Below are 16,927 nucleotides of genomic sequence, written 5' to 3' on the forward strand. Positions count from 1 at the left end.
AATGATAAAGGCCGCGAAAGCGGCCTTTATTTTGAATGCATCACCGAGAAATCAGTGCCGGGAAGGCATCTGCATAATCTGTACTAACAGATGATCATTATTCTGGCTTAATTGCACCAGATGTTTGCATTCCACTTTTATTGCAGTGAGCTGTTCTTCGGTCAGCGAGTACGGCAGGTTGATATCAATGTTGTACATATTTTGCTGCTCTGCCAGTTCAATCAGCCGGACAATATTGGTCTCGTCGCTGACCTGGGTGGAAACTACCTGTAAGGCCAGTGCGCGCAACGCTTCCTGCCGGGATTTTTCTTTTATCGAACGGGATTTCAGAACCATGCCAAAGAACGGCATCACGCCATAAATAGCGTCAACAAAACTCCATTTCTTTTTGCAGGATGCGGACAAGTATTCCATGTAGTCAAAGGAGGCTTGTTGACTGCGCGCATCGGGTACCAGGCGGTTTTCATTCATCCCCTCTTCCTCTTCCTGGTCAGGGTCAATCAATTATTTAATCAATGTATAACGCCGAAGATATTCAGCTATATAATGGCATAATTCACTGACACTTTGCCAGTCGCTTCCGGTGCTTTGCGTAACGGAAACTGACATGTTCTATTACGCTAGCACGATAGCGTCGTCCTGCGGGTCACGCTATGCTAATCACCGGATTTCTTAAAGCAGCAAGCCAATGAATAAAATCGTTTTTGTAGAAGATGATGCAGAAGTCGGCAACCTGATCGCCGCCTATCTGGGTAAACATGATATCGACGTGCTGGTTGAACCCCGTGGCGATACCGCGCAGGCGCGCATTGAAAAAGAAAAACCCGATCTGGTCCTGCTCGACATCATGCTGCCAGGCAAAGATGGCATGACCTTATGCCGCGATCTGCGTCCGGTTTTCCCCGGTCCGATTGTGTTGCTCACTTCGCTCGACAGCGACATGAACCACATTTTATCGCTGGAAATGGGCGCCAACGATTACATCCTGAAAACAACGCCACCGGCGGTGCTTCTGGCCCGTTTGCGGCTGCATTTACGTCAGAGTCCGGTACAGAATACTCAAAATGAGCAACCGGTTCAGACGCTACAAAGCGGCAATGCCCTGCATTTCGGTCAGTTGTGCATCGACCCGGTTAACCGCGAAGTGACGCTGGTGGATGAAACGATCGTGCTTTCAACTTCCGACTTTGATTTGTTGTGGGAACTGGCGACACACGCCGGGCGCATTATGGATCGCGAAGCGCTGCTGAAAAACCTTCGTGGAGTGAGCTATGACGGGCTGGATCGCAGCATTGACGTCGCGATCTCCCGCCTGCGTCGCAAGCTGTACGACAACACCCTGGAGCCCTTTCGCATTAAAACGGTGCGAAATAAAGGCTATCTGTTTGCTCCCAACGCCTGGGAGACGTTACAGGAATGAAAAAGCTTTTCATCCAGTTCTTTCTGTTACTGCTGGTCTGTTTTCTGGTGATGGCGATGCTGGTCGGGCTGGTTTACAAAGTCACCGCAGAACGTACTGGCCGTCAGTCCATGAACGATTTGATGAAAAGTTCGCTCTACCTGATGCGCAGTGAGCTACGGGAAATTCCGATAAAGGACTGGAACAAGACCATCAATACGCTGGATCTGAACCTGTCCTTCAAACTGCATATCGAACCGCTCGGCAAACGCAAGCTCAGTCCCGCACTGGATCAGCGTCTTAAAGATGGCGAAATTATTGCGCTCGATGACGAATACACCTTTATTCAGCGGGTGCCGCGCAGCCATTACGTGCTGGTGGTCGGCCCTATTCCGTACCTGTTTTATATGCACGAAATGCGGCTGCTGGATCTGGGCTTGCTGATCTTCATCGGTTTATCGCTGGCCCTGCCGGTATTCCTGTGGATGCGCCCGCACTGGCAGGATTTACTGCGGCTGGAAAATTCCGCACTGCGCCTCGGTAACGGCCATCTCGACGAACGTATTGATTTTGATTCAACCTCCAGCCTCAACCGCCTGGGCGTAGCCTTTAACCAGATGGCCGACAACATCAGTACGCTGGTCGCCAGTAAAAAACTCCTGATCGACGGTATTGCCCATGAGCTGCGTACGCCGCTGGTGCGCCTGCGTTACCGGCTGGCAATCAGTGAGAACCTGCCGGAATCGGAACAAAATGCCATCAACCGCGATATCGGGCAGCTTGAAGCGCTGATCGATGAACTGCTCACTTACGCGCGTCTGGACCGTCCGCAGGTGGCGCTGAATCTGGAAAAAGTCAATCTGCCCGAATGGCTGGAAGACAAAGTCGATGATTTCCGGCTGATCACCGAGCGCACTATTCTCTATAACGCACCACAAAATGCCGACTTCGGCGGCGTGGATTTACGCCTGATGGAGCGCGTGCTGGACAATCTGGTCAACAACGGTCTGCGCTATTCACAAGAGACATTACGCGTCAGCCTGTGGCTCGACGGTGAACTGGCCTGCCTGCAGGTTGAAGACGACGGACCGGGCATCCCGCCGGAAGAACGGACCCGCATCTTTGAGCCCTTTGTTCGCCTTGACCCGAGCCGTGATCGCGCCACCGGCGGTTGCGGGCTGGGGCTGGCTATTGTTCATTCCATCGCTGTCGCTTATCAGGGGCGTGTCGCCGTTGACGGCAGCCCGCTCGGCGGTGCCAGCCTGCGTTTCAGCTGGCCGGTAAAACCCACATTCAATCTGGCTGCAGAACAGCCTAATAACGAAAATCAGGAAGGGAGCCACAATGATCATCGCCTATAAAAAATTGCACGACACTTTCGCCCGTCTGTCCCGTTTTGGCCATTTATCGGCTATTGCAGGCTGGGATGCCGCAGCCATGATGCCACCGGAAGGCGGCCAGGCCCGCTCGGAAGCGCTGGCTGAACTGAGCGTGCTGACGCATCAGATCCTCACGGCGAAACAGGTCGGCGAATGGCTGGAACAGGCCGGCGGCGAACAACTTAATGACGTGGAGCAGGCAAATCTGCGCGAAATGCGCCGTCACTATCAGCAGGCGGCTTTGCTGCCGGAAAGCCTGGTACAGGCAAAATCACTGGCAGGCGCACGTTGCGAGCAGGCGTGGCGGATCCAGCGCAAATCGAACGACTGGGAAGGCTTCTCGGATAACCTGAAAGAAGTGGTGAAACTCAGCCGTCAGGAAGCACAGCTGCGCGCCGAAGCTGCCGGCATCAGCCGCTACGACGCCCTGCTCGATTTATACGAGCCGGGCATGACTTCGCAGAAACTGGATGTCCTGTTTGGCGATCTGAAAACCTGGCTGCCGGATCTGTTACAAACCGTAGTCGAAAAGCAAAAATCCGAAACCTGCATTGCACCACAAGGACCGTTTGACATCGAAAAACAGCGCCAGCTTGGTCTGAAAGTGATGGGTAAACTGGGCTTTAATTTCGATGCCGGTCGTCTGGATGTCAGCGCGCACCCGTTCTGCGGCGGCGTTGCGCAGGATGTGCGTATCACCACGCGTTACAACGAAAATGAATTCCTCAGCGCCATGATGGGGGTTATCCACGAAACCGGTCATGCACGTTACGAGCAAAACCTGCCAAAAGAATGGCTGGGCCAGCCGGTTTCCAACGCCCGTTCAATGGGTGTACACGAATCTCAAAGCCTGCTGCTTGAAATGCAACTGGGTTGCAGTGAGCCGTTCCTGAAATCTGTCTATCCGCTGGTTATCGAACAATTCGGCCATCGCGAAGGACTGGACGAAAGCAACTTTATTAAGCTGAACCAGCGCGTCCAGCCGGGCTTTATCCGTGTCGACGCCGATGAACTGAGCTATCCGGCACACGTCATCCTGCGTTATGAAATCGAAAAAGCGCTGATGGAAGGCGAAATTGAAGTGGATGATATTCCGGCCCTGTGGAACAGAAAGATGAAGGAGTATCTGGGCATCAATACCGTTGGCAACTACCGCGACGGCTGTATGCAGGATATCCACTGGACCGACGGCGGCTTCGGTTACTTCCCGACCTACACCCTGGGCGCGATGTATGCCGCACAACTGTTCCAGACTGCCAATAAAGCCATACCGACGTTGCAGGATGACATTGTCCGTGGCGACCTGACGGCGCTGTTCCAGTGGCTGCAACAGAATATCTGGCAGCATGGCAGCCGGTTCACGACAGATCAGCTGATGAAAAACGCGACAGGCGAAACGCTGAACCCGGCGTTCTTCCGGGCGCATCTGGAAGGGCGATATTTGTAATTAAAGCGTTTAAAAATTAACGTCAACATCGTGGGTTGCCACCCAACCTGGCCAGGAGGACGCGTAAGCGCGAAGCCCTGGGTTAACGGGTCTCTGGTCAGTGTGGGTGGCAACCAAGGATCTTAACCTTGAAGTTGAATTTAAGATTCAGCTGAACCATTCCCTGACTCATCTTATTTCTTTGAAACGCCTTTCATCTGTGCAAACCTTCCACCCCTCATCCCTGTAACATTCATTTAACGCACTGTATTTATGCGTAGTTTCAACCGGTGCGTGATGCTGTATCCGCAGAATCCGGCAGGAGGCTATCTGGCAGGCACAGAATCACGCAAAGACGGTCAGGCGCTGGTGATGTAAGTGGGGATTTGGGAAGGGAGTTACCCCGTCTTTGTGACTTCCCTTCCAAATATTGGCTAAATCCATGTAATTCGATCCCATCGCTATAAAAATATGAAACAGCGTTCTATAAATGGGGTGTTGAGTATTTTGCACTTTCATATGGAGAACGAATGTATGACCAGCCCACTGTTTCATGGCGTGATCCCACCTGTCGCAACGATCCTGAATGAGAATGAGCAGCTTGACCGTCAGGGGATGGCGCGTCTGATTGATTTTGTGATTGAAAGCGGCGTGAATGGCCTGTTTTTCCTCGGCAGCGCGGGGGAATTCGCGCATATGTCTCAGGCGCTGCGTCATGAAGTGGCTGAGTTTTGCACCAAACATGTCGCCGGGCGTGTACCGGTATTGATTGGCGCGGCGCATCCGGGCACGGCAGAAACGCTGGCGTTCGCACAGCACGCGAAAAGCGTCGGTGCCGACGGCGTCGTGGTGGTAAATCCCTACTACAACCCGGTAACCGAAGATGCGCTGTATCTGCATTACCGCACGATTGCTGAAGGCGCGGGTTTGCCGGTGATCATGTACAACTATCCGGGACTGACCGGTCAGCCGCTACCGGTCAGCCTGATCAAACGTCTGGCGCTGGAATGCCCGAACATTGTCGGCCTGAAAGATACCGTGGACAGCCTCAATCACATTCGCGAAACGATACAGGCAGTGAAACCTGAGCGCCCGGATTTCGCCGTGTTCTCCGGTTATGACGAATACCTGTTCGGCACGCTGATCCTCGGCGGCGACGGCGCTATTCCTGCCAGCGCCAACTTCGCCCCGCAACTCACCTGCGGAATTTACCGCGCCTTTAAAGAGAAAGATTTCGCCACCGCCGTCGGACTGCAACAACGGCTGTCATTCCTGCCACCGCTGTACACGCTGGATACACCGATTTACAACGTCATCAAATACGCCATTTCACAGATCATCAGCGATATGCCGGTGTATTCACTCAAACCGGCACTGCCGCTGAGCAATGACAAACAAAAGATTGTGCGTGAGATTTTGCAACAGGCGGGTGTCAGTGCCGTCTGCTAACCCCCCGCCCAGCATCCCCCTTCGCAGGGGGATGAGCAAAACCCGATACAGTCGCCTCAATCTAAATCGAAATCATTACTATTCCGCTTTAATATTCGTTACTCTATTCCCATGATTTACCAAGCCGAATGACTTTTATAACGTAATGATGCAAACACTCCTCGACAGTTTCCGCGAAACGCCGGTCAGCTGGGTTGCAGAAACTTTCAAACCGATGTCACCGCGGGTGACTAATGCGGTGCCCATGTCGCGACTGACCACTGCTGAAGGTTGCGCCAGCGTGCTCAAACGTTATCTGGACGCCAATGCCGCCGATGCCGCGCAGTGCGATAAACGCCGGGCACGGATCTCGATGTGGTCGCAATGGTATTTTGCCACCCTGCTGCCGAGCTGGGTAATTGTCTCGCTGCGTCACGGCTGGCAACTGCCGATCGCCGCTGAAAATGTCTATCTGTGCATGCAGGAAGAAGGCTTACCGGCGCAGATTTATCTCGACGGCGAAGGCGAAGCGCTGACATCCGCTGAACCGATGGCGCGTTTTGATGTGATGATCGAACAGCAATTGCGCCCGGTTTGCGAAGCACTGGCGGAATTCTCCGGCCTGAAGCCGGGTATTTACTGGAGCAACGCGGCGATCCGCGTCGGCTGGGGCGTCAAACAGGCGGAACTGGTTAATGCAGATATCACGGACGGCATGCGCCTGATGGAATCGCGCGAGCTGCGTTATGGCGGAAAAAATCCGTTATTTCAGCCGCTGCGTGCCGAAGACCCTTCCGACCCCGACAGCCCGCAATACCGTAAACAATGCTGCCTGCGCTACGATCTGGAAGACCATGCCATGTGCCCTTCCTGCCCGTTATTGCTAGCAGAACGTAAATCAGGCAAAAGACGCAAAACCGTCGCCGGATAAATCAACCACTTACAAAAGCTGACTAAACTTAGCGTAAAAAATGATTGGATCTTAGCGGCAGATAATTATAAGAATTGGGTTATATAGACCAACGAGGTATTTATCATGACTATGAAAAAACCTGAGAGCTGGCCCTCGGCTCTTAACTCGCTGGCCTCAGAGGTGATGGTTTCTCTGGCGCAACCCGTTAACCGCGTATGGAACACGTTAACCGGCAAGCAGCAGCCGCTCAGAGCAAGGATTGTTCATCGTTATGCTATTCCGTCTACCCGGACCATCAGCGTAACGGAAGGATTCTTCGGTTTTATTCCGGTTGAATCCTATGAAAACGAACGTTTTATTCTGGAAGTCGCTTACGCTGACAAACAGTATCAGGTAGAAGTCCCGCGGGCTTACTACCAAAAAAGTAATATCGGCGACGGTATCGACATCCACACGCTGTAACTGCTCCGCTTTTAAACAGGCTGCACCTTTCGGGGCGCAGCCTTTTTTATGCCCAAAACCTGCCTGACCCCACACTTCCCGCTTTAATTTTGTTCAATACATGAAAACTATTGACATAATAACCTCAGAAATTTAGAAAAATATTTACATCCTATTCTTATAACAATGTTCCTTTTCTGAAGAGGTTAATGATGACCCGCACCGGACCAATTACTCCTGCTACCGCCAGCCAGTCACGCCGTGCACTCGTTGCCGGTTCGGTCGGTAATTTTATCGAATGGTATGAATTTGGCGTTTACGGTTACCTGGCGACCCTTATCGCCGGTAACTTTTTCACCCTGGAAGGCCAGACCGGCATGACCGGTTTACTCCTTACTTATGCGTCGTTCGCACTGGCGTTTTTCTGCCGCCCGATTGGGGCAATCATTTTTGGCCGTATCGGTGACCGAATTGGCCGTAAACCGACGCTGATCGCTGTCGTTCTGCTGATGACGCTGGCGACTGCCATTATTGGTCTGCTGCCAACCTACGCGCAGATTGGCGTGGCCGCACCGTTATTGCTGACGCTGATGCGTATGTTCCAGGGTTTGTTTGCCGGCGGTGAATTTGGCGGCGCGGTGTCGCTGATGACCGAATTTGCGCCAAAAGGCAAACGCGGTATTTACGGCGCATGGCAGTCGTTTACGGTGTCGCTGGGTTTGCTGACCGGCGTGGCGCTGGTGGCGGTGCTGGTTCAGACCCTTCCCGAAGCCCAAATGAAAGACTGGGGATGGCGCATTCCGTTCCTGCTGGCGCTGCCGATGGGGCTGGTGGCGCTGTATCTGCGCCTGAAGCTCGACGAAACGCCGAACTTTGTTGCCATTAAAAAAGCTGAACCGGCAGCACAAAAAACCGCCGCAGAAAAAGCCTCTGCGATCGCCACCGCCAAAGCCATCGCGCTGGGGATTGGCCGCATGATGGGCTGGTCGGCGGGCGGTTATACCTTCCTGGTGGTGATGCCGTCTTATCTGCAAACCTCCCTGCATGCCACGTTTTTACAGGCTCTGGTGGCGACGGTGCTGGCGAACGTTGGTTTTGCGCTGGCGATTCTGCCTTCCGGCTGGCTGAGCGATAAAATTGGCCGCAAGAAAGTGATGATGTTCGCCGTATTTGCCGTCATCGTGCTGAGTTTCCCGCTGCTGCACCTGTTGCAAAATCCTGAAAGCAGCCTGCTGACCAAAGGCATTGCGGTGCTGATTGCCGGTGCGACGATCGGCATGATTGCCGGTCCCGGCCCGGCGATGCTGGCGGAAATGTTCCCGACCCGCGTGCGTTATACCGGGCTGGGGTTATCTTATTCCCTGTCGAATGCGGTGTTTTCCGGCTGTGCGGGTCTTATCATCACCGGTCTTATCAAAGAAACCGGCAATCTGGATATTCCGGCCTATTACGTGGTCGCCACCTGCGTGGTCAGCCTGTTTGCGTTGATGACGTTGCGCAAGGACGATCATTTGCGTGATCTGGATGAATAAGCGATGAACGACACGCATTTGCAGTCGCGTCTGAACGCATTACAGGGCAGCTTCTCGCCGGCGGAAAAGCGGATCATCACTCTTATCCGCCTTGATCCGCCGGGTGTGGCCAACATGGGCGTGACAGAACTGGCGAAATACGCCGAAACCAGCACGGCCACGGTGGTGCGCACCAGCAAACGGCTGGGGTTTAGCGGCTATCCGGCGTTGCGGCTGGCCTTAGCCGCTGAATCCTCCCGCCCTATGCCCGCCGACATGCCGCTGGCGGCCGATATTGGCGACCATGATTCGCCCAAACAGATCCTGCAAAAACTGCTGGAATTTGAGGTCAAAGGTGCCACCGAGACCACACAGTTACTCAGCGCGGCGACGCTGGAGCAGGCGGTCAGCATCCTTTCACAGGCACGCCGGATTGATATTTACGGTGCCGGGGCCTCGGCACTGGTGGCGCAGGATTTGTGTCAGAAACTGCGACGCATCGGCGTTGTCGCACAGACTTACGGCAGCACCGACGAAAGTCTGGTGAGCGCCTGTCAGCTTACCGCCGGGGATGTCGCGCTGGCGATTTCCCACTCCGGCAAAACCGCCGGAGTCGTCGAAGCGCTTTCACAGGCCAGAACCGCCGGCGCAACGACGCTGGCGATCACCGCTAACGGGCGTGCTGCCCTCGCACGCAAAGCCGATGTGGTATTGCGAACCAGCAACCGCGAAATGGGTTTTCGTGCCGCCGCAATGGCCAGCCGCACCAGCCAGTTACTGATTATCGACTGTCTGTATATCGGCGTGGCGCAGCGTCTGCCGGGCGCGCGTGAGGCCTTACGTAAAACCCACGACGCGGTACAACAGCACCGCCGCTGATATTCCTCCGTTCCACGGCGTGCCTTCTATACTTCATAAAACACCTGAGTTTATGAGGGCATGCATGTTCACCCATCGTTTGGTATTTCCTGCCAGCGTCCTGCGCGGGCGCGGCGCCATTAAGCATCTGGGCGCGATGTGCGGTCGCTTAGGCCAGCGGGCGCTCTTAGTGGGCGGCAAACGCGCCATTGCCAGCGTCGAGGCGAAAGTCGCCGATCAGCTCGAGCAGCAAATGGTCAGTTATCTCGGCAGTGAAATCTTCAACGGCGTGTGTTGTCAGGAAGAAATCAACCGGCTGGCGGACGTTTTCCGTACTCAGGGCGTGGAAGTGATTATCGCCACCGGTGGCGGAAAAGCGCTGGATACCGCGAAAGCGGCAGGCGTGGCGTGCAATATTCCGGTGGTAACACTGCCGAGCATTGCGGGCACCTGTTCGGCGGTGACGTCGCTGGCGTTTCGTTATCATCAGGACGGTGAATTCCGCGACATGATGCCGTTACCCTGCGGCCCCGCCGCGGTGGTGATCGACGCCGATTTGCTGGCATCCGCCCCGCTGTCATGGCTCTCGGCGGGCATCGGCGATACGCTGGCAAAATGGTATGAGTACCGCGCCATCAGTGACCTCAACCAGCTCACCGGACTGGCCGGTGTTGCCCGCACCAACAGTGAACTCTGCTATACGCTTATCGAACACTTCGCCGCCGACGCCTGTTTCGCGGTGCAGGATGGCAAAGCCAACAATGCGCTCGAACAGGTGCTCGACGCTATTTTCCTCTACGCCGGACTGACTTCCGTCATGAGCAACGGCGCACACACCGGTGCCGCCCATGCGTTATACGAAGGGTTCACCGCCTGTCCGAAAACCCGTCACATCCCCCACGGTTTGCTGGTCGGTTACGGCAACCTGTGTCTGCTGGCACTGGAAAACCGCAGCGACGATGAACTGCAAACCGCCATCGCTCTGGCCCGCGCCAGCGCCATACCGACGCAGTTAGCGCATATCGCGACGGGGCTGACGGAACAGGATCTGGCGGTGATTATCGACCGGAGTCTGAGCACGCCGGATATGGCGAACATGCCGATGGATATGACATTTGAAGATGTCAGGAAGGGGATTGAGAGAGTGGAGAGACTCGGGGCAAAAATTAATTGATGTGAGAACGCACATCAGAACGTTTTTGAAAGATAAATGGTGAAAGTTTCGGTTTCTCAATTGCCGTGATCACTTATCGGGTTGCGCCGAAACCGCCCAAAGGAGGAAAGTGCTTTTCCTCCTTTGGATTCCTCCTCGCTTTTTCAACAAGCGCTCCGCTCGCTGGCTATGTTTCAGGTATCGCAGCGACAGGCTGGAAATCTTGCCGCTTCGCGGTGCCTTCATTTCGGGATTGCAGCCTAGGGTCTGCAACCTCTCATTCAGCAAGCTTTCTGAAACGCCCGCACGATTTTAAATTCAAAAGCAGACTATTTTCCTCTTTTAAAAAAGTCGATTGGCGTGCTCAAAATTCAGCTGAACGGAGCGGCTTCGAGACCTGTGGCTCGAAGACCGAGAGAAGGCAGTGCGAAGCACCTGAATTTGCGCCACTCACAATTGCGGCGGAACATGTCCGTCGTTCCAGCGAAGCGCGCAGTGAAAGAGCCCGGGGGTCTTGGGGGGTGGCGGCGATAGGCCGCCCCCCAAGTCGGTGTGGGCCGACGCCCACGACCTTGAATTTGAATTTGAATTTGAAATTAAGCCGGGATCCAAAAAGGCCCCCTTTTTTTTCAAATCTCCATCACTTCCCTCGGTAACCGACTCATTCTGATTCCGCCTTCCGGTCTCACCACGACTGTCTCGCTGAACGCCAGTCCGGCTGCCGAAGTGTACATATGGAACACCATGTTTTCCTCAAGCCTCCAGTCTGCTGCTGGCGTAAAGCAATGCGAAAAATCACTCGGGCGTGGCGTACGGGTGTAAAGCCCGAGCGCGTAACCGGTGACGTTACCGTAATCAGCGCGTAACCCGGCGGCGAGCACGGCGTTGCGTAAAATCGCATCGACGTCACGGGCTTTCGCGCCCGGTTTCATGGCGGCGATCTGCGCATCCTGCAGGGCGATAAGCTGGCGGGCAATGTGTTGTTGCTCCGGACTGATTCCGCCGGGGATAAACGGGCGCATCAGGCGGGCGCTGTAGTGTTTTACCTTCGGGATCAGTTCCACATGCAGAATGTCGCCGTTCTGGATAATATCCTCATGCGTCTGTGCATGCAGAAAACCACTGTCTCCGGTGGAACGGACAACCGGACCGGTTTCACCGGTATCGGCACCTTCAGAAAGAAAAATTTGTGCCGCCAGCGCGGCAATGTCCCGCACACGCCAGCCCGCTTTCACCTGCTCTTTCAGCGTCAGAAACGCGGTATCCGCGATATGTGCCGCCTCCTGAAGGAGATCCAGCTCATAAGGAAATTTCACCTGCCGCAGACTGTCGCTGACACCCGGCATAGGCCGCCAGACGGCTTCGGGTAAATGTTCGGAAATCTGCTGCCAGGTATCTGCCGTCATGCCGTAAGAACGGGTGTCCACGCCAAGACGGCAGTCGCTATAGCCGCGTGAAATCAGGCTTTGTGCCACACATTTCCTGGGGTTCTCAGCGTCATCATAAGTGACAACGTCACGCAGCCAGCTCGACTGACGACAAGGCGCTTCATCGAGCTTGCGCAGCACCATCCACGGCTCGCCGCTCAGCGGCACCAGACAGGCTCGGTACATCGTTTCCGATACGGTAAAACCGGTCAGCCACGCCAGCAGTTCACCGCTGTCGACCAGCATAACGTCGGCCTCCGCCATGCGCATGGCGTCACGCAGGCGGCTCAATGCCGCCAGATTCACAGCCATCGACATCTGTTGCCCCTCTTCAATCAGGCTTCAACCGGCTGACAGATTTCGAGGATTGCCAGCAGGTAAACCCGTACGGTATCGAGGAAATCTTTAATATGAACACGCTCGTCCGGCATGGTGTTGAACTTGCCACCCGGCCCGCAGACCACGCCTTCCATGCCCAGCATCTGGAAGAAATGCGCGGCATCAGTGCCATAAAAAGCCGGTGGCGTAATAACGCCGGTGGGCTGTTGTTCACCGCGTACCGTCTGATAGGCACGGTTCACCGCTTTAACGATGGGCGATTCCGGCGACACTTCGAACGGCAGCATGGTCGGGCGATGGCGTTTACCGTCATCAAACAGTTCTGCCTGCAAGCCGGGGAATTCGCGGCACAGGTTATCGAGCAGCGCCTGTAAATCGGCCAGCACGGTATCGACCGTTTGCCCCGGCGCAAAACGCGCAGATCCGCTGAGGCGCACGAAGTCAGCGACCTGTGGCGGACGCCATTCCTCTAAATCACGTCCCAGCGCGCCGTGGATGGTGCCGATATGGCCGCGGTTAATTTTGCGGTGATCGTCTGTTTCCGCGCCGGTAAAAGTGATGTTATTGATTTGCGGGATTAACCTGATGGCCGCCTGAATCGCATCGACCGCTTCTTCTCGCTTTGAAAGATGGCGCGTATCGCCGGTCAGTTCGATGGTGAACATCAGCGACCCGGCATGCATGGTCATTGCCTGCACATCAGTCGGTTCTGAGTTGATAAAATAATCGGCTTTGATGCCCTGTTCGATGGCCGCAATGGTCCCTATCCCACCCTGCAATTCACCGACCACATACGTCAGGATAACGTCGCCTTTGAGTTTCACACCGTTGTCGATCAACGTTTTCAGCGCACAGAAATAGGCCGCGTCACCCGCTTTCATATTTGAAACACCGATGCCGTAAATGAATTCGTCATCGATTTTTCCTTCCCACGGATCGACCGTCCAGCCTTCGGTCACCGGGTTGGTGTCGAGATGGCCGTTGAACAGCAAACTGTGGCCGCTGCCCTCTCCGCGAAGCGTGCCGATAGCGTTCAGACGCTCGCCCGGCACCGGTTGCAGTTGCGTTTCCAGCCCGAGCATCTGCATCTGGCTGGCCATATATTCTGCCAGCTTGCGCTCGCCGTCTGTCTGGCTGTAACTCTTGTGCTGCACCATACGCGCCAGAAAATTCAGGCAATAGTCATCGTCAACTGCGGCCAGTAATTGTTGAGAATTCATGTGTAACCCTTTCAGTATCAAAGATGTTCTGTGATGGCCTTTTCAGGCGTATGCACCGCTGCCAGCAATGCTTTCGTATAATCGTGACTGGCATATTGCGCCATAGCCTCGCCCGGCAGCACTTCCAGCAAATCCCCGCGATACATTACCGCCACGCGATGTGCAATCTGGCGGATCAGGTTCAGATCGTGGGTAATAAACAGATAAGCGGTGCCGTAGCGACGGCGCAATTCCAGCAACAATTCAATCACCGTCGCCTGCACCGAGACATCGAGTGCGGCAGTGATTTCATCGCAAATCACCAGTTCAGGCGGATGCGCAAACGCACGGGCAATCGCCACACGCTGCTTCTGTCCACCGGAAAGTTCATGCGGAAAACGCCGGGCGAAACTGGCAGGCAGCCGGACATCCTCCAGCAAGCGCGCTACCGCCTGCGCTTCGTTTTCACCCTCTGGCAAACCGTACAGCCGCAACGGACGGGCGATGATTTCACCGATACGCTGACGCGGATTGAGCGAGGCGTCAGGATGCTGGAAAATCATCTGCACGCGGCGGCGATAGTCTTTACCCATTTCGGCGCGGCCAGACAGGTTGTAACCGTTAAAGTCCACTTTGCCGCTGAACGGCACCAGACCGGTCAGTGCTTTCGCCAGCGACGATTTACCGGAGCCGGACTCCCCCACCACGCCGACGATTTCCCCGCGATGTACTGTCAGGCTGACATCCGACGCAGCACGGGTTTTACCGTTTTCACGGCGAAACAGCCGATCGAGCAAACCGTGGCGACCGTAATCAATATTGATGTTTTGCAGGCTAAGCAGCGGCTGCGCTGACACCGGAGTGGCATCTGTCAGACGATGCGCAGGATCCGGCACTGCCGCCACCAGCTTTTGCGTGTAGGCATGTTGCGGCGAAAGGAACAGCGTGCGGGCGGTGGCCTGTTCAACAATGTGACCTTTTTCCAGCACACAGACGCGGTCTGCCACCGCTGACACCAGCGCCAGATCATGCGAGATGTACAGCGAGGCAACGCCGGTTTCCTCACGCAGACGGGCAAACAACGCCAGAATTTGTGCCGAACTGATGACATCAAGTGCAGTGGTCGGCTCATCAAAAATCAGACATTGCGGCTCGCAGGCAAAGGCCGTGGCGATCAGTACACGTTGCTTTTCACCACCGGACACCTGATGCGGATAACGCTTCATCATTGCCGCCGGATTTTTCAGCTCGACGTTGCTGAGCAACTGAATGCCCAGCGCCAGCGCTTGTCTGGCATCCAGCCCGCGATGGCGGATCAGCACTTCGATGATCTGTTCGCCCAGGGTCAGTGTCGGATTCAGCGAAGCTCCCGGATCCTGAAAAATCATGCCCAGCTTGCCGCCGCGCAGGTTTTCAAGTTGTGGCGCAGACATCTGGCATAAATCCTCACCCGCCAGCAGAATACGCCCGCTGCGTTCCCGCGCATTGGCAGCCATGTAGCGCATAACCGACCAGCCCAGCGTGGTTTTACCCGAACCGGATTCTCCGACCAGCCCGACCACTTCACCGCGCTGCACACTGAGTGAAATGTCCTGCAAAACCTGCAACGGCTCTGACTGAGGCAACAGGTAGTCGAGGCTGTAATTTTCTATGGTTAATACGGCGTCGCTCATCAGTGGCTCCTCGGGTTAAGCGCATCGCGCAGGCCATCGCCCAGCAGGTTAAAACCAATCGCCACCAGCGCGATCGCCACACCCGGGATCAGCATCATCCATGGCGCGTTAAAGAAATATGCACGGGCTTCCGACACCATCAGTCCCCATTCCGGCTCAGGCGGTTGCGCGCCGAGGCCGAGGAAACTCAGTGTGGCAAATAACATGATGGCGAAGGCCACGCGGATAGTGGCTTCCACGATGATTGGCGCGACAATATTGGGCAGCATTTCACGCAAAATGATGTAGTGCGTGGCTTCACCACGGGCAATCGCCGCACTGACGTAATCCTGCTGACGCGCTGCCAGCGAGACGCTGCGGGCGATGCGCACCATGCCGGGCACAAATGCGATAGTGATCGCCAGCACAGCATTGAAGCTGCTCTGACCGAGAGTGCTGACAATCAGCAGCGCGAACAGCAGGCTCGGGATCGACATTACCGCATCCATGGTGCGCATAATCGCTTCGTCCGTTTTGCCGCCCAGATAGGCGCTGGCGGTGCCAATCACCGCGCCAGTGACCATCGACATTAATGTCGCCAGCAGTGACAGCACTATCGTGGCGCGCGCACCGACCATCACGCGGCTGAAAATATCGCGTCCGAGCTGATCGGTACCGAACCAGTGTTCTGCCGAGGGGGCTTTGTACCGCGCCAGAATCGAAATCGATTCCGGATCATAAGGCGCGATATGCGCCCCGCCGCACACCATCAGCGCAGCCATCACTAAGATAAATAACCCGACAGCGCCCTGCGGCGAACGGATTAAATGCTTCATCACATCACGCATAACTGATCCGTTTATCGAGGAAAACATAGGCCAGATCGGCCAGGAAATTGACGATGGAATAGGTCGCGGCAAGGATCAGCACCCCGGCCTGAATGGTCGGTAAATCCCGCGACTGGACAGCGACGATCAGTTCGCGACCAATCCCCGGAATGGCGAAAATCTCTTCCACCACCACGATACCGCCGAGCAGATAACCGACATCAAGCGCCACAATGGTGATGGTCGGCAGCAGGCCGTTACGTAACGCGTGCCGCCACAAAACCCTGCGGCGCGACAACCCTTTGAGATGTGCCGCGCGGATATAATCGGTCTGCAATACATCGACCATCTCCGAGCGCACCATGCGGGAAACATGCGCCACCAGAATCATTGCTACTGTCACCGACGGCAGGATCAGATGACTGATGCCTCCCCGGAAATCCTCCGTCAGGGGTACATAACCGGTGGCGGGCAGGATCTGCCAGACATCGGCAAACAGCAGTAATAACAATGTGGCGGTCACGAATTCCGGAAAAGAAATGCCGACATATGACAGTACGCTGACCAGCATATCGGCCAGTTTTCCGCGCCGGACCGCCGCCCAGATCCCCAGCGGGATCGCGACCACCAGCATCAGCAACAGTGCACAGACCGCCAGCAGCAGGGAACGCCCAAGGGCGGCCATAATGGTCGGCGCCACCGGCAAACCATTACGCATCGAGACGCCGAAATCACCGTGCAGCACGCCGCGCAACCAGTGCCAGTATTGCAGCCAGGCCGGATCATTCAGCCCGAGACGCGCACGCACGGCGGCCAGCGCTTGCGGCGTGGCGTTCTGCCCCAGCAGGGTGACGGCGGCATCCGCCGGTAACAATTGCGTAATGCCAAAAACCAGCAGCGACACCACCAGCAGGGTGTAAATCACCAGCATGAAACGTTTGAACAAATAACTCGCCGTCACTGTCAATGCCCCCT

The 16,927-nt window shown here is 55.5% G+C and carries 15 protein-coding genes; 9 read left to right on the plus strand and 6 right to left on the minus strand.

The features are described 5' to 3' along the window. Positions 1 to 51: 51 nt before the first annotated feature. Positions 52 to 471 (minus strand): hypothetical protein, encoded by a 420-nt coding sequence (locus RAHAQ2_RS11960; protein ID WP_015697480.1) that lies wholly within the window; start codon positions 469 to 471, stop codon positions 52 to 54. 217 nt (positions 472 to 688) lie between these two features. Between RAHAQ2_RS11960 and rstA the strand changes: the two genes are divergently transcribed. From rstA to RAHAQ2_RS12005, 9 genes are all read left to right on the plus strand, one after another. Continuing rightward, positions 689 to 1,420 carry a two-component system response regulator RstA gene (gene rstA / locus RAHAQ2_RS11965; RefSeq protein ID WP_015697481.1) on the plus strand — a complete coding sequence of 244 codons (732 nt, stop codon included), beginning with the start codon at positions 689 to 691 and terminating at the stop codon, positions 1,418 to 1,420. After that, complete coding sequence (gene rstB / locus RAHAQ2_RS11970; protein ID WP_015697482.1) at positions 1,417 to 2,760, plus strand: two-component system sensor histidine kinase RstB; 1,344 nt, start codon at positions 1,417 to 1,419, stop codon at positions 2,758 to 2,760. The genes rstA and rstB overlap by 4 nt, the downstream gene beginning before the upstream one ends. After that, positions 2,744 to 4,225, plus strand: coding sequence for a carboxypeptidase M32 (locus RAHAQ2_RS11975; RefSeq protein WP_015697483.1), 1,482 nt, complete (start codon positions 2,744 to 2,746; stop codon positions 4,223 to 4,225). Before rstB ends, RAHAQ2_RS11975 begins: the two co-directional genes overlap by 17 nt. A gap of 513 nt (positions 4,226 to 4,738) precedes the next feature. Beyond that, entirely contained in the window at positions 4,739 to 5,653 is a 915-nt protein-coding gene (locus RAHAQ2_RS11980; RefSeq protein WP_015697484.1) for a dihydrodipicolinate synthase family protein, read from the plus strand. Positions 5,654 to 5,798: 145 nt separating this feature from the next. After that, positions 5,799 to 6,563 carry a siderophore-iron reductase FhuF gene (gene fhuF, locus RAHAQ2_RS11985; protein ID WP_015697485.1) on the plus strand — a complete coding sequence of 255 codons (765 nt, stop codon included), beginning with the start codon at positions 5,799 to 5,801 and terminating at the stop codon, positions 6,561 to 6,563. A gap of 105 nt (positions 6,564 to 6,668) precedes the next feature. After that, a complete protein-coding gene (locus RAHAQ2_RS11990; protein WP_015697486.1) occupies positions 6,669 to 7,007 on the plus strand; it encodes a hypothetical protein in 339 nt (112 codons plus the stop codon). A gap of 191 nt (positions 7,008 to 7,198) precedes the next feature. After that, positions 7,199 to 8,518 (plus strand): MFS transporter, encoded by a 1,320-nt coding sequence (locus tag RAHAQ2_RS11995; RefSeq protein ID WP_015697487.1) that lies wholly within the window; start codon positions 7,199 to 7,201, stop codon positions 8,516 to 8,518. Between the two features lie 3 nt (positions 8,519 to 8,521). Beyond that, a complete protein-coding gene (locus RAHAQ2_RS12000; RefSeq protein WP_015697488.1) occupies positions 8,522 to 9,376 on the plus strand; it encodes a MurR/RpiR family transcriptional regulator in 855 nt (284 codons plus the stop codon). Positions 9,377 to 9,440: 64 nt separating this feature from the next. After that, positions 9,441 to 10,529, plus strand: coding sequence for an iron-containing alcohol dehydrogenase family protein (locus RAHAQ2_RS12005; RefSeq protein ID WP_015697489.1), 1,089 nt, complete (start codon positions 9,441 to 9,443; stop codon positions 10,527 to 10,529). A 608-nt stretch (positions 10,530 to 11,137) separates the two neighbouring features. On the opposite strand, the gene RAHAQ2_RS12010 is transcribed toward RAHAQ2_RS12005, so the two are convergent. From RAHAQ2_RS12010 to RAHAQ2_RS12030, 5 genes are read right to left on the minus strand one after another with little or no spacing between them, the layout of a single operon-like run. Then, on the minus strand, positions 11,138 to 12,253 hold the full coding sequence (locus RAHAQ2_RS12010) for a M24 family metallopeptidase (protein ID WP_015697490.1): 1,116 nt from the start codon (positions 12,251 to 12,253) through the stop codon (positions 11,138 to 11,140). Positions 12,254 to 12,270: 17 nt separating this feature from the next. Continuing rightward, positions 12,271 to 13,494, minus strand: coding sequence for a M20 family metallopeptidase (locus tag RAHAQ2_RS12015; RefSeq protein WP_015697491.1), 1,224 nt, complete (start codon positions 13,492 to 13,494; stop codon positions 12,271 to 12,273). A 17-nt stretch (positions 13,495 to 13,511) separates the two neighbouring features. Beyond that, on the minus strand, positions 13,512 to 15,146 hold the full coding sequence (gene nikE, locus RAHAQ2_RS12020; RefSeq protein ID WP_015697492.1) for a nickel ABC transporter ATP-binding protein NikE: 1,635 nt from the start codon (positions 15,144 to 15,146) through the stop codon (positions 13,512 to 13,514). After that, complete coding sequence (locus RAHAQ2_RS12025) at positions 15,146 to 15,973, minus strand: ABC transporter permease (protein ID WP_015697493.1); 828 nt, start codon at positions 15,971 to 15,973, stop codon at positions 15,146 to 15,148. Before RAHAQ2_RS12025 ends, nikE begins: the two co-directional genes overlap by 1 nt. Beyond that, a complete protein-coding gene (locus RAHAQ2_RS12030; protein WP_015697494.1) occupies positions 15,966 to 16,913 on the minus strand; it encodes an ABC transporter permease in 948 nt (315 codons plus the stop codon). The genes RAHAQ2_RS12025 and RAHAQ2_RS12030 overlap by 8 nt, the downstream gene beginning before the upstream one ends. Positions 16,914 to 16,927: the final 14 nt, after the last annotated feature.

This window comes from Rahnella aquatilis CIP 78.65 = ATCC 33071 (assembly GCF_000241955.1).
In the GTDB taxonomy this organism is placed as follows: domain Bacteria; phylum Pseudomonadota; class Gammaproteobacteria; order Enterobacterales; family Enterobacteriaceae; genus Rahnella; species Rahnella aquatilis.

What these genes read in the sequence shown, in the direction of transcription:
- RAHAQ2_RS11960 (WP_015697480.1), bottom strand. Translation starts at nt 471, where the DNA reads ATGAATGAAAACCGCCTGGTACCCGATGCGCGCAGTCAACAAGCCTCC.
- rstB (WP_015697482.1), top strand. Translation starts at nt 1,417, where the DNA reads ATGAAAAAGCTTTTCATCCAGTTCTTTCTGTTACTGCTGGTCTGTTTT.
- RAHAQ2_RS12000 (WP_015697488.1), top strand. Translation starts at nt 8,522, where the DNA reads ATGAACGACACGCATTTGCAGTCGCGTCTGAACGCATTACAGGGCAGC.
- RAHAQ2_RS11990 (WP_015697486.1), top strand. Translation starts at nt 6,669, where the DNA reads ATGACTATGAAAAAACCTGAGAGCTGGCCCTCGGCTCTTAACTCGCTG.
- RAHAQ2_RS12010 (WP_015697490.1), bottom strand. Translation starts at nt 12,253, where the DNA reads ATGTCGATGGCTGTGAATCTGGCGGCATTGAGCCGCCTGCGTGACGCC.
- RAHAQ2_RS11995 (WP_015697487.1), top strand. Translation starts at nt 7,199, where the DNA reads ATGACCCGCACCGGACCAATTACTCCTGCTACCGCCAGCCAGTCACGC.
- RAHAQ2_RS12025 (WP_015697493.1), bottom strand. Translation starts at nt 15,973, where the DNA reads ATGCGTGATGTGATGAAGCATTTAATCCGTTCGCCGCAGGGCGCTGTC.
- fhuF (WP_015697485.1), top strand. Translation starts at nt 5,799, where the DNA reads ATGATGCAAACACTCCTCGACAGTTTCCGCGAAACGCCGGTCAGCTGG.
- RAHAQ2_RS11975 (WP_015697483.1), top strand. Translation starts at nt 2,744, where the DNA reads ATGATCATCGCCTATAAAAAATTGCACGACACTTTCGCCCGTCTGTCC.
- rstA (WP_015697481.1), top strand. Translation starts at nt 689, where the DNA reads ATGAATAAAATCGTTTTTGTAGAAGATGATGCAGAAGTCGGCAACCTG.
- nikE (WP_015697492.1), bottom strand. Translation starts at nt 15,146, where the DNA reads ATGAGCGACGCCGTATTAACCATAGAAAATTACAGCCTCGACTACCTG.
- RAHAQ2_RS12015 (WP_015697491.1), bottom strand. Translation starts at nt 13,494, where the DNA reads ATGAATTCTCAACAATTACTGGCCGCAGTTGACGATGACTATTGCCTG.
- RAHAQ2_RS11980 (WP_015697484.1), top strand. Translation starts at nt 4,739, where the DNA reads ATGACCAGCCCACTGTTTCATGGCGTGATCCCACCTGTCGCAACGATC.
- RAHAQ2_RS12005 (WP_015697489.1), top strand. Translation starts at nt 9,441, where the DNA reads ATGTTCACCCATCGTTTGGTATTTCCTGCCAGCGTCCTGCGCGGGCGC.